Origin of the sequence: Exiguobacterium sp. RIT341, from assembly GCF_000632205.1 — a bacterium.
GTDB lineage: Bacteria > Bacillota > Bacilli > Exiguobacteriales > Exiguobacteriaceae > Exiguobacterium_A.
In genome coordinates this window covers 43,360-57,791 of the sequence record NZ_JFYW01000001.1, presented here as the reverse complement: position 1 = coordinate 57,791, position 14,432 = coordinate 43,360, and the positions used below count along the sequence as shown (strand labels likewise).

Here is a 14,432-nt window from a genome sequence, read left to right as displayed (position 1 = left end):
TGTTTACGTGACGCGATGACAGCTTGAATCTCAGACTTGATGTTGTCTGATTTCGGTCCATAGATCGCTTGGACGTTGTTACCAACTTCAAGGACACCAGCAGCACCTAATTTTTTCAACTCATCTTTGTTGACTTTCGATTTGTCGAGAACTTCAACACGAAGACGTGTGATACATGCATCCAAGTGTTTGATGTTCGACTCTGAACCGAGTGCGTCGAGGATACCTTCAGCAAGTTCAGAACCTTGAGCAGATGAAGTCTCTTGAACTGCATCTTCACGACCTGGAGTTTTCAGGTTGAATTTGCGGATTGCGAAACGGAATCCAACATAGTAGATGACAGAAAGTGCAAGACCGACGACGATGACAAGCCACCACTGCGTGCGTCCTGGAAGAACACCGAAGAGAAGGAAGTCGATCAAACCACCAGAGAATGTCATACCGATCTTAACGTTCAACAATTGCATTGTCATGAACGAAAGACCTGCGAAAACTGCGTGAACTGCGAACAAGATTGGAGCTACGAATAAGAACGCGAATTCGATTGGCTCTGTGATACCTGTCAAGAATGCTGTAAGTGCTGCTGATCCAAGAAGACCACCAACGACTGCACGACGCTCTGGGCGAGCTTCGTGGTACATTGCGAGTGCTGCTGCTGGAAGACCGAACATCATGAACGGGAATTTACCAGTCATGAACGTACCAGCTGTTAATTTTGCGTTGTCTTTCAATTGTGCGAAGAAGATCGCTTGGTCACCATGAACGACTGTTCCTGCTGCATTCTTATACGAACCGAATTCGAACCAGAATGGTGCATAGAAGATATGGTGAAGACCGAATGGAATCAACGAACGTTCGATGAGACCGAAGACGAATGCTGCGAGTGTTGGGTTTTTCTCCATCATGAAGTGAGAGAACGTGTTCAATCCATCTTGCGCGAACGGCCAGACGAATACGAGAACGAGACCTGCAACCAATGAAACAACTGCTGTGACGATTGGAACGAAACGTTTACCAGCAAAGAATCCAAGGAACTGTGGCAATTCGAGATTATGATACTTCCCGTACGCCCAAGCTGCGATTAGACCTATGATGATACCACCGAATACCCCAGTTTGAAGTGTTGGGATACCGAGTACGTTTGCATATCCTTGACCGTTAGCAACCATTTCAGGTGTAACGCCGAGCCATACGCTCATTGTTTTGTTCATGATCAAGAATCCGACGATTGCCGCAAGTCCGGCTGCGCCGTCCCCTGCAAGACCAATCGCGACACCGACCGCGAATAAGAGTGCTAAGTTACCGAAGATGATATCCCCGGCTGCTTCCATCAATTTTGCAATCTTGATGATTGCATCATTTTTTAAGAACTCGAGTTTTGACGTCAAGTTCGGATTTTGCATCGCGTTACCGAATCCGAGTAGGATACCGGCAGCTGGCAAAATCGCTACAGGAAGCATCAACGCTTTACCGACACGTTGAAGAACAGCAAAAATCTGTTTGAACATGTGTGTTTCCTCCTTTTCCTGTTAAGAGCGAAGTATGATGAATAATGCCAATGATTGAGACGAAAAAAGTCAGACATCTGACCGTTTTTTTACAGAAAAAAATCAGGCACGAGCGGATTGTAGACAATAGACTTATCCCGTTGCATAACGGAAATAAAGCTTCTTGCCCGACATCCCACTCATGCCTGATCGTATCAGTAACACGTAGTCCGTGCGGTCATTTACCTGAATCGTACTGCACTAAGCGTTGCAGATGCATCGTAAGATACGTCGCCTCACCGCGCGGTACCGCTTTCTTCAACTGACGTTCCATGATGGACATCAGCTCCCAAGCAGTATCATAGCATAGCGGATATTCTTCACGCAATAGCTTTTCTACTTTTTCTGGAGCCTCTAGATACTCCCCATTGGAAACCCTTTCAATCGCTGAACGAAGGTGCCGAATCAGACGCTTGTAATCAAGCGATTTTCGGTCGATTTTAATCTCCAGTCGCTGTTCGATATGACTAGCAATTAAACCGACGAGCTGATGATGGCGGTTAACTTCAAGTACGTCTTTGAAGTTCGTCGCAGAATGAATATGAAGTGCAATGAATCCTATCTCGGCTGGAGGCAGGTAAAAATTCATCTCGGCACTGATGAACTCGACGATTTCTTCTGCAAGTGCGTACTCTTCCGGATACAAGGCTTCCGTTTCGGCAAGAAACGGATTGGTGACTTCCATTCCTTGTTCCAGTCGTTTGAACGTAAACGTCAAATGATCCGTTAATCCGATATGGATATGTTCATCGACTTTTTTCCCAAACCGTGTCTCGATCATTGAAACGATTTCATTCATCAACGCGATGAAATTTTCATCGAGGTGACCGACGAGCGCCTTATATTGATCCTGTTCTTCTTTATCCTTCAACGTGTAGACTTTTTCCAACTTGTCGAGATCTGTCAGTTGATCGCCTGGCTTCCGACCGAAGCCAATCCCTTTCGCGAGGATAATGACTTCCTGATTCGCACCAGTTGAACAAATGACGACATTATTATTCAATACCTTGATAACGTGGTACATTTGTTTATCCATTCGCTCTCAACCCAATCTGCTCTTACACATTTATTTAAAGACATTGTTTTTATTATAACGGTTTTTCAAGCACGAAAAAAGCCTACTTACTCAAGTAGACTTTAAAACATTTGGTAACCGCTCTTACGCAAGAAGCGAATCGATAGACCGGCGATGATGATTCCAGCAAACCCAGCTGCGAACATCGTGATATCTGCTGCCTGCAGTCCAGCAATCCGGTCCCCAAGATTCGGAATCGCTTCACGCGCATTCGTGAAGTATTCGAGCGTAGATTGGTTATCGATCATCATGATGAGGATGATCGGATAGAGTACGAGCATCACCCATGTACTCCGTAACAACATGTTTAAAATGAATCCGATACTAAAGAACATGACGAGATAAAGCACACTCCCGATCACGGCTTGAATGATATGCATACTGTTCCCCCTTTGAATCTCTTCTAGTATAACCGACAAAAAAGGCAAATGCACGAGTGTACATTTGCCTAAAACGTGAACTTAGAACTTCCCTTTTTTGATCGCAAGACCAAGTTTTTTCAGTTCAAAGAAGTGTTTGTTATCGATGACTTTTTTCATGAACGATGCGTTACGACCGTAAATCTTCTTACCGAAGACCATACCGATGCCATCTTTATGACCAAGTGAAGCGACCGTTCCTTTGTTCTCGTACGTGAACGTCGATGTTTGACGACCCGCGATGAGTGCTGCGATGTTCTCAGCGACTTTGTGTGCTTGTTGTGTCGCGATTTGTGCAGTTGGTGGGTACGGACGGTTCGAACTTGGATCCATGACTGCTGAACAGTCACCGATCATGAAGACGTTATCGTGTCCTGGAACACGAAGATCTTCTTCGACGACGACACGGTTACGCATCGCTTCGAAACCAGATGCTGCAACGACAGGGTTACCGCTGACGCCACCTGTCCAAATGATCGTACTTGCTTCGATCGTTTCAGTCGTGTCGCCTTGAAGCGGACCGAACGTGACGCTTCCTGGTCCACATTCCTTGATGCCGTTACCGAGTTTGAACTCGACGCCTTGGCGCTCAAGCCATTTGTGTGCGTAGTTGACGAGATCAGCATCGAATCCTGGAAGGACTGTTGGCGCTGCCTCGATGTTAACGACACGAACGAGTTCGCGTGGGATATCATATTGTTTGCACAGTTCTGGAATACGGTTGACGAGCTCACCCATGAACTCGATTCCTGTGAATCCAGCACCACCGACGACGATCGTCAAGAGTGAACGATCTTGTGATCCTGTTGTTTTGTACTGTGCGAATGAGTAATCGATATGTTCCTTGATTTTACGGACGCTGTTCAACGAGCTGATCGTTAATGCGTGTTCCTTCAATCCTTTGATACCGAATGTTTCAGGAACGCCACCGAGAGCAACGACGACGTAATCGTAAGGAACTGTTCCGCCATCTTGTAAAAGAACCGTTTTAGCAGCCGTGTCGACTTTCTCAACGATACCTTTGACAAGTTTGACGCGTGATGGGTTGATGACATCATTGATGTAGATGCGTGCTTGCTCCGCAGACATCGTACCTGCAGCTGGTTCATGCAACCAAGTTGTTTGGTAATGATAGTCGTGTTTATTAATCAACGTGATGTTCGCTTGATCGACGCCGAGTTTCTTTTGAAGGTTGACTGCTGTGATCAATCCACCGTAGCCCGCTCCAAGAATAACAATGTTAGGTGTGTTCATGTTCTGATACTCCTTACGAATCGTAGTTTTGTTGTGATTTTCTTCACATTCAATTACAGACGAATGTTCAAAAACTTTGTTCAAATAATGTTCACATGTCTATAAGCCTATTGAAACACTTTTTAAGAATGATTGCAAAAGAAAAATGTAATTTCCTTTAAAAAAATGTGAGATGTTCCGTACTTGCACCTGAACCCCCTACTTCCTATATAATAGACCTATCCAATGCTAGGAGGGAATCAGATGTACCAACCATATGATGTCACGATCATCGGCGGCGGTCCGGTCGGACTGTTCACCGCGTTTTATTCAGGAATGCGCCAGATGAAGACGAAGGTCATCGAGAGTCTACCTCAATTAGGTGGTCAACTCGCTACGCTTTATCCTGAAAAATATATATACGATATCGCCGGTTTTCCAAAAGTAAAAGCGCAGGAACTAGTCGATCGGCTACTTGAACAAGCGAATGAATTTGATCCGACGTATGTGCTCGGTGAGACAGTCATCGCTTATGAACGGATGGATGATGGGATCATCCGCCTCGTCACGAACAAAGGCGAGCATTATACGAAGACCGTCATCTTGACAGCAGGGAACGGTTCGTTCGCTGCGCGCCCACTCGGTGTCGCGGACGCGGAACGCTTCGAGGAAACAAACTTGCACTATTTCGTCAACGACATGGAACGTTTCAAGGATCGTCAAGTCGTCCTGCTTGGTGGTGGCGATTCAGCAGTCGACTGGTCATTGATGCTTGAACCGATTGCGAAATCCGTCACGCTCGTCCACCGTCGCGATAAGTTCCGTGCCCATGAACATTCGGTCGAACTATTACACGACTCATCCGTTAACGTCATGACGCCGTATACGCTCGAATCGGTCACAGGTGAGACGCACATCGAGACGATGACGTTCAAACATGCTGAAAGTGGCGAAGTCGTCGTCGTTGCTGCTGACGATGTCGTCTGCAACTTTGGTTTCGTCTCGTCACTTGGGCCGCTCAAAGAATGGGAAGTCGAGTTCGAACGCAATTCGATTCGCGTCAACTCGAAGATGGAGACTGCGATTCCAGGCGTCTTCGCTTGTGGAGATATTGCGACTTACGAAGGACGCGTCAAATTGATCGCAACAGGCTTCGGTGAAGCACCGATTGCCGTCAACCAGGCGAAACTTCTTGTCGATCCATCGGCTCGTCACCCGCAACACTCGACAAGTCTGTTCGAAAAAGTAACGAATCATTCTTGAGATAAATGAATGGCTGCAAACAAATAAGAGGTCGAATTCTGGATAACATACCGGAGTCCGACCTCTTATTTTGATGGAATCACACCTAGGACGTGACCAAACATCTTTGACTCCTACAGGAAAAGGAAGCACGATGTGTGCTTCCGTCAGGGATAAGGAAGACCCGACAGATCACATGGAATGGGAACTGGCGCGGCTTACATCCCGCCTGAGGAAAGCGAAGATGTTGAAACGTCCGATTTCATACGAATGATCTTTTAACAGGCATCCGGTAAACCCGCTGCACGAGTTCCACCCCACCACGCTCAATCATCGATTCTTCGAAGACCTGACCACCGAATCGCTCGTAAAACTGGCACGCAGGATTATCCCGCAAGACAGAAACCTGCATCGTCTCATACTCCGCTAAGTCCTCAGCGATGCGTTGAAACAACGCTTTACCGAGTCCTTGACCTTGAGACGCTTGCAAGACATAAATCGCATAAAGCTCCCCTTCACGCGCATCACTTCGACTTGGTCCACCTTGCGCGAAGCCAACGACTTCTTCTCCTGACAGGGCAACATACACGCGTTGATCAACTAACGTCTGCTCCCACTGTTTCGTTCGTTTCGCATACGACAACTGCGCTAAATACGAATCCGGGATGACATCTTGATACGTCTCCCGCCAGGCATCGATATGAACTCGCGCAATGGTCGACGCATCTTCAAGACGTGCTTCACGAATTCTCATAACGGGATAATGAAGCGACGTGTCTCGCGTCCATTGCGAACAGTCGGTTCGATTTCCTGTCCGCCGTTCGCTAAGATGACACGACGTGATGCGAGATTATCAACACCACACGTCAATAGCACTTGATCGAGTCCACGCTGACGTGCTTCTTCAAGCGCCAATCGAAGACCGGTCGTCGCATATCCTTTCTGACGCTCGGATGGTCGGATGCCGTATCCGATATGTCCGCCGTACAATTTTAAGTTCTCCGTCAAGTCATGCCGGAAGTTTAACGCGCCGACGATTCGTTGTCCGTCGACCATCCAGTACGTCGAATGGGTGACGAGACCCGGTCTGACCGTTGTCTCCATTTCCTTCAGTTCCGCAAAATAAGCGCCGAGCGGCTCATATGTGACTCCGACTGCTTCCGGCACGATCGTTTCGCCCGACTCTCGCCAGTCTTCTAAAAAGGCGCGGTATTCTGTCTCCCATGCAAGAGTTGGTTTCATCAACTGCATCATTGGTGATTGCGCACCTCCTCTTCAATCAAACGATCAAGCCAGTCATCGACATGTTGGAACAGATAGCCCGCTTGTTTTGCGGCTGTCGTATCCATATAAAAATCGCGTTCTGGCGCAAGAGGCGATTCATCCTCTCCTTTTGCGACGATTTGGCTCGTCGTTCCCGCAATACGGTCGATTTTATCCATCAGGTCTTGAATCGATAGGACGCCGTCACTCGCAGCGTTGATCGGTCCTGTCAATTCCGAACGACCACACCATTCAAGAAAGGCAGCGGCTTCGTAACTTGAGATGTAGCCCATCTTCGCATAGTTGTTTTCAGCGATAATCGGACGACCGTCAAGCGCGCGTTTGATATGGAAGACAAGTCGTTCCGTATAATCGTCTGGTCCGAGGACAACAGGAAAACGAACGGCAACGACAGGGAAGGTCGCGCGTTGGAAGAAATAACTCTCCGCTTGGCGCTTTCCTTCGCCATACCCATGTTCCTTCTCAAGATCATATTTCCCGGGAAACGGATTGTAGGCACGTTCCGTGATATTCGCACCACCGTCTTCATAAACAGACATCGTCGACGTCAACACATAGCGTCCGACTTTTCCTTCAAACGCGTCGATCGCGAGCTTTGCTTGATACGGCGTGAAGCAAATGTTGTCATAGATGACATCCCAGTGCTGTTGGCTTAAATCCTTCATCGTACTACTTGACGTCCGGTCTCCTTTGAAAAATGTCAAGCCCTTCGCGACGGGTGGAGTATGCTCACCGCGTGTGACGATCGTCACATCATCCCCCGAATCGGCTAAACGAATTGCTAAGCGTCGTCCGAAATAGCGTGTTCCCCCGAAGATCAATACTTTTCTCATCCTGAAGCCCTCCCTATTCGTAGTAGCATTCACTCTCTGTAATATTTCGAGTAAACTCAACAAGTCTCCTGTATGAGAGCAACAAAAAAATCGTGGACGATGTCCACGATTGGATTCATTAACAGCCACCTGGTGTCCCGGCATTCGTTGCTGTCCGGAATGATGTTCCGCAACCACACGTTGCGATGGCATTCGGATTCGTGATCGTGAATCCGCCACCAAGCATTGACTGTTTATAATCGATTTCCAGTCCTTTGACGACCGGATAATCCTTTTCGTCCACGATGACGGTCACGCCGTGCTGTTCAAAAACGAGATCCGTTTCTTTTTGTTGATCGAATCCCATTCCGTACGACAGACCACTACATCCACCACCTTGGACGAGCATCCGAAGATTTCGTTCATCTGCTGGTGCCTGCGCCATCATGTCCTGGACTTGTAGCGCTGCTGCCTCCGTTAAATGGATCATGTCATCACCTTCCTTTTCTTTAGTATACGCAACTTCTGAGCGAATCGAAACCTAGTTGCTTGAAACTATCTTGAATTCGTTGTATAAATGGTATGTACAATAAAATAATCGTTCCATCTTCAGGGCAGGGTGAAATTCCCGACCGGCGGTAAACAACTCTTTTTAAGTTGAAGCCCGCGAGCGAATAGGGCGCTATTTGCTGATTCTGTGTAATTCAGGAGCCGACAGTACAGTCTGGATGGGAGAAGATGGCGGCATGAGTTTGAATTTGATCGATTTTGCAATAATCGATTAGGTTTATTTAATGCGGACTTCTCCCCTGTTGATCTGATCAATAGGGGTTTCTTTATGGTCGCAGTCATGCCAATACTTCATCGAGAGGAACGAGCAAAAGGAGACAATACTCGTATGAAACGCACACAAAAAATGGTCACTCTGTCAATGTTAGGTTCAATCTCGTTTGTTCTTATGCTTATCAATTTTCCACTACCGTTCTTACCAAACTATCTGAAGATCGACTTCAGTGATGTTCCTGCTCTTGTCGCAGCGATCATGTTCTCACCGGTCGCAGGTGTCATCGTCGAAGCATTGAAGAACGTGTTATACTACATTTTCCGCGGAAGTGGTGTTCCGGTCGGAGAATTCGCGAACTTCGCTGCAGGCGTCGCATTCGTACTACCTGTCAGCTGGTTCTACCACAAAAAGAAATCAACACAAGGTCTCGCAACTGGTCTCGTCGCTGGTACGATCACGATGGCACTCGGTCTTGCGATCCTCAACTATATCTTGATCCTTCCAGCGTATGCATGGTTCCTCGGTATGGATTACATGGCGGATCCAGCTGTCAAATGGACAGCGATCACTGCCGGTATCTTACCGTTTAACGTCATCAAGGCTTTGTTCATCTCGGCACTCTTCATTCCATTGTTCTTGAAACTACGCCCATGGATGATGCGCCGTCAACAATCTGCCTGATCCGAAAAGCTGCGCCCGCTGACGGACACGAATCCCCTCGTTCAGACGAACGAGGGGATTTTTTGGCTGTCCATGCTCACAGCTCATTCTCTTCGATTTTCAGGTAAATCTTTTCAAGCAACTCTTCCGGCGTTTCACCTACGACGGTCTCACCATCTACGAGACAAAAATGGTCAAGCGAACAAATCCCGCAATAACCGAGACAACCGTATTCGACGACGTCAACATTCGGGTCACGTTCAAGTTGCTCCATGACGACCTGTGTACCAGCCGCTAAGTTACTAATACAAAATTCAATAATCGGATTCACTTTTTTTCCTCCTTCAAGCAGGAAACGACCTGCCTCATGTCGTATTATACAAGGTCAGACTGATTTAGGGGAACTAAGGGGGATTTTACGTTATGAAGCAATTGATCGTACTCGGCGGAGGTTATGGTGGAATGCGGATTTGTGAGCGATTCAAGGACGAGGAAGTTGCCGTCACGCTCGTCGACCGTCTACCGTACCACGCACTCAAAACGGAATACTACGCACTCGCAGCAGGTACATTATCAGATCGGGATGTCCGGATTGAATTTCCGGAGGGGAAACATCTTACCTATAAATATGGACATGTCATCAAAATCTCACCAGAGACGAATACAGTCCATCTGCAGGACGGATCAGAATTATTCTATGATGACTTAATCATCGCCCTCGGTTGCGAGGATAAATACCACAACATTCCGGGTGCTCAAGAATTTACATACAGCATCCAGACACTAGAAGAATCACGGAAGACACAACAAGCGATTTATGGTCTGTCACCGGAATCCGTTGTTTCGATCGTCGGTGCTGGTCTATCTGGTGTCGAACTCGCCAGTGAACTGCATGAGAGCCGGAAGGATTTGACGATTCGTCTATTCGACCGCGGTCCATCCGTCTTGTCGTTCTTATCCGATAAAGTCTCGTCTTACGTTCAGGAATGGTTCGAGGAACATGACGTTGAAGTCATCAACAACTCGAATGTCACGCTTGTCACAGCGGACGATGTGCGAAACGGCGACGATACGTATCCATCCGACTTAACGATTTGGACAGCTGGTACGCAGCCGGTCAAAGTTGTACGCGATCTCGGCTTTGCTGCGGATAGTGGCGGTCGGATCAAATTGACGGAACATCATCACGTACCGGAATACGATAACGTCTTCGTCATCGGTGATTGTGCAAGTCTACCGTATGCACCAAGTGGTCAACTCGCAGAACATCAGGCAGAACAAGTCGTCGATGTCTTACAAGCCAAGTGGCAAGGAAAGAAATTACCGAAGCTGCCAGAAATTAAACTGCGCGGGATGCTCGGTTCACTCGGAAAATCAGATGGTTTCGGAATCGTCATGGGCAAACAAGCACTGACGGGGAAAGTCCCACGTCTCTTGAAGTCCGGTGTCTTATGGAAACACAAAAAGATTAAATGAGCAAAAGAGGTGTCCCAAGCTTTGGGATACCTCTTTTTCGTTCATCCCGCCTGATTCAGCTTCGCATCGATTGCCGCTGTGATCGTCTTGAGTTTGACGTACCCCTCATCAATCATCTCATCATCGAGCACGATCAGTGGATAAAAATAGACATCCTCTTTCAGCGCTTCCGTCCATTGATCTGATGTTGCTGTCTCGAAATCAACATAGCGAAGCGTCATCGCTTGCTCATATTTCCGCCCGAGGACGGCTTGTAGCCAACTGAATGTCTCTTCCGAGCTAGGTGCCCCGACACAACTCGGACAGGTGACCGCTGTTCCGTAAACCGTGATTTCCATCTTGAAGTCCCCCTTTTCAATTCACTCCTCTTTAGTATACAAGTTTTCCAGATTGAGAACATTTTTCAACCCTGTTACAATGAAACTATACGAAAGGATGTGTTTACGCATGGAAATGTTTGATCAAGTGAATGAAGTTCTTGAAAAATTGCGTCCGTTCCTTCTTCGTGATGGAGGAGACGTTGAACTCGTAGATGTAGAAGACGGAATCGTAAAACTCCGTTTGATGGGAGCTTGTGGTAGCTGCCCAAGTTCAACAATCACATTGAAGGCCGGTATCGAACGTGCCCTTCTTGAAGAAGTCGCTGGCGTCGTCGAAGTCGAACAAGTCTTCTAATACATGAAATCCCGAACGAATTCTCGTTCGGGATTTTTTGATTCATAGAATCCATTCAGCTAACGTATCAACCATGTATGTCGGTTGACGATCCTGCCCTTGAATGAAGACTGGTGTATGGACGCCAGAATTGACGTGCATCGTCCGGATACCTCCATTGATCCCGAAAAGAATGTCCGTATGGTAGTTGTCTCCGACCATGATGACGTCTTCTTTTGACAGACCAATCATTTCTGTCGCGATATCGACCATGACTGGTTCTGGTTTACCGATGAAGAACGGTTCCTTCTCCGTCGTCACGCGCAGGACGGACGTCAAAGCACCATTACCTGGCAGGAAACCACGTTCGGTCGGAATCGCGATATCACCGTTCGTTGAAATAAACCGGGCACCGGCACGAATCGCAAGTGCACCAACAGCGAGTTTTTCGTACGTGATTTGACGATCGAGACCGATGACGACGTAATCTGCCGCTTCGGTTGCGACGACGTCTAACCCTTCTCGTTCAAGCGCGTCGATCAGTCCTGTTTCTCCGATCGCATAGACGCGCGCTTTTGGTGACAGGTCAGCAATATAACGACCAGTCGCCATCGCACTCGTCAAAACGTGTTTCGCATCGGAATGAACACCCATCCCGCGTAGTTTCTCTGCCACGGCTTCTGCCGTCATCGACGCGTTATTCGTCACGAACAAGTATGGAATGCCCTCTGCTTGCAGACGATTGACGAAATCGACCGCTTCTTTTACCGGTTCCGTTCCGTTATACATCGTTCCATCTAAATCAAATAAATAGCCTTTTGCCTTCATCCTGACTCACTCCTCGTTTGGTAAAAATGCAGACACCGGTCCGAGTTCTGTCTCGATATACCGGCGAATCGCTTCCGGAAAACGACGTAGTTCTGCTTCCTCTGTCTCAAGTATCGCCCGAATCTCCGCCATACTCGACTGTGTGAATGACCGGACGATCAACGTACGTAACGCAACGAGCTTTTTCAGACTCGTCGCAAGCGGTCCATCAATCACCTTCTCATCTTCTAGGATGAGGATAATATCTTCATAACTTCCCGGATCCCGCATGATGAATCCATCAATCATACTGTTTCCGATATCGATGACACTCTCGATGACTAAAAAACCGATCCGCTCCATAGCCAGTGCCGTCGTTACCGGATCCCCCGTAACTTCCTTACTTTGTCGAAGTGCTGTCTCATAACAGACGACCGTCTCTTCGATTTTTTGACGATTGACGAAATACATCTTCATTCCCCCTCACATTCTCCATTTTATCGTTATCCAGCAATCCTGAAAAGCAGAAAGGTCATTTGCATCACATTCCCCAATGTGTTATCCTCAATTTAGATTTTTGCTGAAAATAGTATGTCACATTGGTGACGTGGAGGTTATATACATGGAACGGGAACTCGCACTGGAAATCGTACGCGCTACGGAAGCAGCAGCACTAGCTTCTGCTCAATGGATTGGTCGCGGTAAGAAAAATGAAGCGGATGACGCAGCAACGACTGCGATGCGCGAAGTCTTGAACACGGTCAACATGAACGGAACAGTCGTCATCGGTGAAGGCGAGCTCGACGAAGCACCGATGCTCTTCATCGGCGAACGTGTCGGAACAGCGAACGGTCCAATCGTTGATATCGCCGTCGATCCGCTCGAAGGAACGAATATCGTCGCTAAAGGACTTGGCAATGCGATGGTCGTCATCGCCGTCGCCGATCAAGGCGCCCTGCTCCACGCACCCGATATGTATATGGATAAATTAACAGTCGGACCGAACTTGAAAGGGCACGTCTCACTCGACGACCCGCTTGAAGTCATCATCGAAAAGGCAGCACAATATAACAATAAACGGATCGAGGACGTCACGGTCATCATGCAAGACCGTCCACGTCATGATCATTTCCGCGAAGCAGCGATGCGGATGGGCGCACGCGTCCGTCTGTTTGAAGACGGTGATGTCTCAGCTGGAATCGCACCACTTTCTCCTGCGACAGGAATCGATATCTTCATCGGAACAGGCGGTGCGCCTGAAGGTGTCATCACGGCTGCTGCCGTCAAAGCGATGGGTGGCGATATGCAAGCACGCTTACATCCATTGAACGAAGAAGAAACAGCTCGCGTCATCCGAATGGGTCTAGCGGATCCACTTCAACTCTTAACGCTCGACGACCTGATCAAAAGCGACGACTGTATTTTCGCAGCAACAGGCGTCACGACAGGCGAAATGCTCGATGGCGTGAAGTTCTTGACGGATGATATCGTTGAAACGACATCTCTCGTCATGCGTTCGAAAACACGGACAATCCGAAAAGTGATCGCCGAGCATAGCTTATCGCGTAAACCATACTTGCAAAAAGTCCCCCAAACCCTTTAATCTGAAACAGACGTTAGGGAAATGAGGGAAGCTGAATGATGGAAGAACGTGATTTTTTATACGATGATGTCGAACAAACGAAGACACGCTTCGTCAGTTGGATTGGAGAAGCCAGTCGGTTTGATCTCGCCATCACGCATTCGGAACATTTTTACGGTAAGATTCTCGTCTTGAATCTCTTATCGAATCGCTATGCAATCATCGGCGCGGATGATTTCGATGAACCCGGCTACATCGCAACGGCGTTTGACGTCGAAGACGATGCGGCAACGGAACTCGAAATGTATCTTCGCGCTTATATCGGTCTATGAAAAAAGCCTTCGTCGCGGACGAAGGCTTTTTTGTCTTATAAGAGACGATCGTTTCGTTCATTTAGTGTGTTCGGTCCGCTAAAGACATTCGTATTATCTGACTCGTCATGAGCACGGCGCTCTGAATGCTGATCCGCTTCATCACCGACAAGTAACACGAACTGACCACTTTCGACTGCATGATTCGCACGATCGACGTCTTCCTTCGTCAAGCCACTTCCGTGGATGGCATCTCCATGAGAGAGCGATTCATCTTTTTTGAAGATACTCTTGATTTCCTGCCATAGATTACGATGATCTTCCTGCGATAGACGCGTGGATGTCTGTTGGTTGTTTAGATCCGCCAATTCCTCGATTTGTTCGAGATCGTATTTGTCGTGTGCTAAGACTTTTAAATCAGTCGAGACGACACCCGCAACACGGAGATCGTGCACGGCACTGACGACTTCTGGTACGGATGAGTAAATTCCAACGATTCGCATGGATGATTCCTCCTATAGGTACGTGATACTTATAGTAATAGCC

18 protein-coding genes, 1 pseudogene and 1 riboswitch are annotated in these 14,432 nt (G+C 47.7%); of the genes and pseudogenes, 6 read left to right on the top strand and 13 right to left on the bottom strand.

Going from position 1 to position 14,432, the window contains the following annotated elements; translation table 11 throughout:
• Positions 1-5 precede the first annotated feature (5 nt).
• From ptsG to BW42_RS00325, 4 genes and pseudogenes are all read right to left on the bottom strand, one after another.
• Positions 6-1,508, bottom strand: a pseudogene (ptsG, locus tag BW42_RS00340) (glucose-specific PTS transporter subunit IIBC); the annotation flags it as partial.
• 217 nt (positions 1,509-1,725) lie between these two features.
• Positions 1,726-2,583, bottom strand: coding sequence for a glucose PTS transporter transcription antiterminator GlcT (gene glcT, locus BW42_RS00335; RefSeq protein ID WP_035406051.1), 858 nt, complete (start codon positions 2,581-2,583; stop codon positions 1,726-1,728).
• A gap of 101 nt (positions 2,584-2,684) precedes the next feature.
• The gene (locus BW42_RS00330) at positions 2,685-3,002 is read right to left on the bottom strand and encodes a YuiB family protein (protein WP_035406048.1); all 318 of its coding nucleotides are present in this window, start codon (positions 3,000-3,002) and stop codon (positions 2,685-2,687) included.
• Between the two features lie 81 nt (positions 3,003-3,083).
• Complete coding sequence (locus tag BW42_RS00325; RefSeq protein ID WP_023469134.1) at positions 3,084-4,295, bottom strand: NAD(P)/FAD-dependent oxidoreductase; 1,212 nt, start codon at positions 4,293-4,295, stop codon at positions 3,084-3,086.
• Positions 4,296-4,538: 243 nt separating this feature from the next.
• Here BW42_RS00325 and BW42_RS00320 point away from each other — a divergent pair, with 243 nt between their 5' ends.
• A complete protein-coding gene (locus BW42_RS00320) occupies positions 4,539-5,537 on the top strand; it encodes an NAD(P)/FAD-dependent oxidoreductase (RefSeq protein WP_035406045.1) in 999 nt (332 codons plus the stop codon).
• A gap of 241 nt (positions 5,538-5,778) precedes the next feature.
• Here BW42_RS00320 and BW42_RS00315 read toward each other — a convergent pair whose 3' ends face one another.
• From BW42_RS00315 to BW42_RS00300, 4 genes are all read right to left on the bottom strand, one after another.
• Entirely contained in the window at positions 5,779-6,270 is a 492-nt protein-coding gene (locus tag BW42_RS00315) for a GNAT family N-acetyltransferase (RefSeq protein ID WP_035406042.1), read from the bottom strand.
• Entirely contained in the window at positions 6,267-6,770 is a 504-nt protein-coding gene (locus BW42_RS00310; RefSeq protein ID WP_035406040.1) for a GNAT family N-acetyltransferase, read from the bottom strand. The genes BW42_RS00315 and BW42_RS00310 overlap by 4 nt, the downstream gene beginning before the upstream one ends.
• Complete coding sequence (locus tag BW42_RS00305; RefSeq protein ID WP_035406038.1) at positions 6,767-7,633, bottom strand: NAD-dependent epimerase/dehydratase family protein; 867 nt, start codon at positions 7,631-7,633, stop codon at positions 6,767-6,769. Before BW42_RS00305 ends, BW42_RS00310 begins: the two co-directional genes overlap by 4 nt.
• 118 nt (positions 7,634-7,751) lie before the next feature.
• Positions 7,752-8,102: an iron-sulfur cluster assembly accessory protein gene (locus tag BW42_RS00300; RefSeq protein ID WP_029342414.1), complete on the bottom strand. Its 351-nt coding sequence runs from the start codon at positions 8,100-8,102 to the stop codon at positions 7,752-7,754.
• A gap of 111 nt (positions 8,103-8,213) precedes the next feature.
• Positions 8,214-8,356: riboswitch (FMN riboswitch) on the top strand.
• 154 nt (positions 8,357-8,510) lie between these two features.
• On the opposite strand from BW42_RS00300, the gene BW42_RS00295 reads away from it, so the two are divergent.
• Positions 8,511-9,077, top strand: coding sequence for an ECF transporter S component (locus tag BW42_RS00295; RefSeq protein WP_029342415.1), 567 nt, complete (start codon positions 8,511-8,513; stop codon positions 9,075-9,077).
• A 76-nt stretch (positions 9,078-9,153) separates the two neighbouring features.
• On the opposite strand, the gene BW42_RS00290 is transcribed toward BW42_RS00295, so the two are convergent.
• Positions 9,154-9,387 carry a YuzB family protein gene (locus BW42_RS00290; RefSeq protein WP_023469141.1) on the bottom strand — a complete coding sequence of 78 codons (234 nt, stop codon included), beginning with the start codon at positions 9,385-9,387 and terminating at the stop codon, positions 9,154-9,156.
• A 92-nt stretch (positions 9,388-9,479) separates the two neighbouring features.
• Here BW42_RS00290 and BW42_RS00285 point away from each other — a divergent pair, with 92 nt between their 5' ends.
• Positions 9,480-10,532 (top strand): NAD(P)/FAD-dependent oxidoreductase, encoded by a 1,053-nt coding sequence (locus BW42_RS00285; protein WP_035406037.1) that lies wholly within the window; start codon positions 9,480-9,482, stop codon positions 10,530-10,532.
• A 41-nt stretch (positions 10,533-10,573) separates the two neighbouring features.
• On the opposite strand, the gene BW42_RS00280 is transcribed toward BW42_RS00285, so the two are convergent.
• Entirely contained in the window at positions 10,574-10,870 is a 297-nt protein-coding gene (locus BW42_RS00280) for a DUF1462 family protein (protein ID WP_035406035.1), read from the bottom strand.
• Positions 10,871-10,979: 109 nt separating this feature from the next.
• Between BW42_RS00280 and BW42_RS00275 the strand changes: the two genes are divergently transcribed.
• Positions 10,980-11,207, top strand: coding sequence for a NifU family protein (locus BW42_RS00275; protein WP_012371190.1), 228 nt, complete (start codon positions 10,980-10,982; stop codon positions 11,205-11,207).
• A gap of 42 nt (positions 11,208-11,249) precedes the next feature.
• On the opposite strand, the gene BW42_RS00270 is transcribed toward BW42_RS00275, so the two are convergent.
• Positions 11,250-12,014 (bottom strand): TIGR01457 family HAD-type hydrolase, encoded by a 765-nt coding sequence (locus BW42_RS00270; protein ID WP_023469144.1) that lies wholly within the window; start codon positions 12,012-12,014, stop codon positions 11,250-11,252.
• Between the two features lie 6 nt (positions 12,015-12,020).
• Complete coding sequence (locus BW42_RS00265) at positions 12,021-12,464, bottom strand: DUF86 domain-containing protein (RefSeq protein ID WP_035406033.1); 444 nt, start codon at positions 12,462-12,464, stop codon at positions 12,021-12,023.
• A gap of 151 nt (positions 12,465-12,615) precedes the next feature.
• Between BW42_RS00265 and glpX the strand changes: the two genes are divergently transcribed.
• Positions 12,616-13,596, top strand: a complete 981-nt coding sequence (glpX, locus tag BW42_RS00260) for a class II fructose-bisphosphatase (RefSeq protein WP_035406031.1) — start codon at positions 12,616-12,618, stop codon at positions 13,594-13,596.
• Positions 13,597-13,631: 35 nt separating this feature from the next.
• Entirely contained in the window at positions 13,632-13,907 is a 276-nt protein-coding gene (locus BW42_RS00255; protein WP_023469147.1) for a DUF3055 domain-containing protein, read from the top strand.
• A gap of 35 nt (positions 13,908-13,942) precedes the next feature.
• Here BW42_RS00255 and BW42_RS00250 read toward each other — a convergent pair whose 3' ends face one another.
• The gene (locus BW42_RS00250; RefSeq protein WP_035406027.1) at positions 13,943-14,389 is read right to left on the bottom strand and encodes a general stress protein; all 447 of its coding nucleotides are present in this window, start codon (positions 14,387-14,389) and stop codon (positions 13,943-13,945) included.
• Positions 14,390-14,432 lie beyond the last annotated feature (43 nt).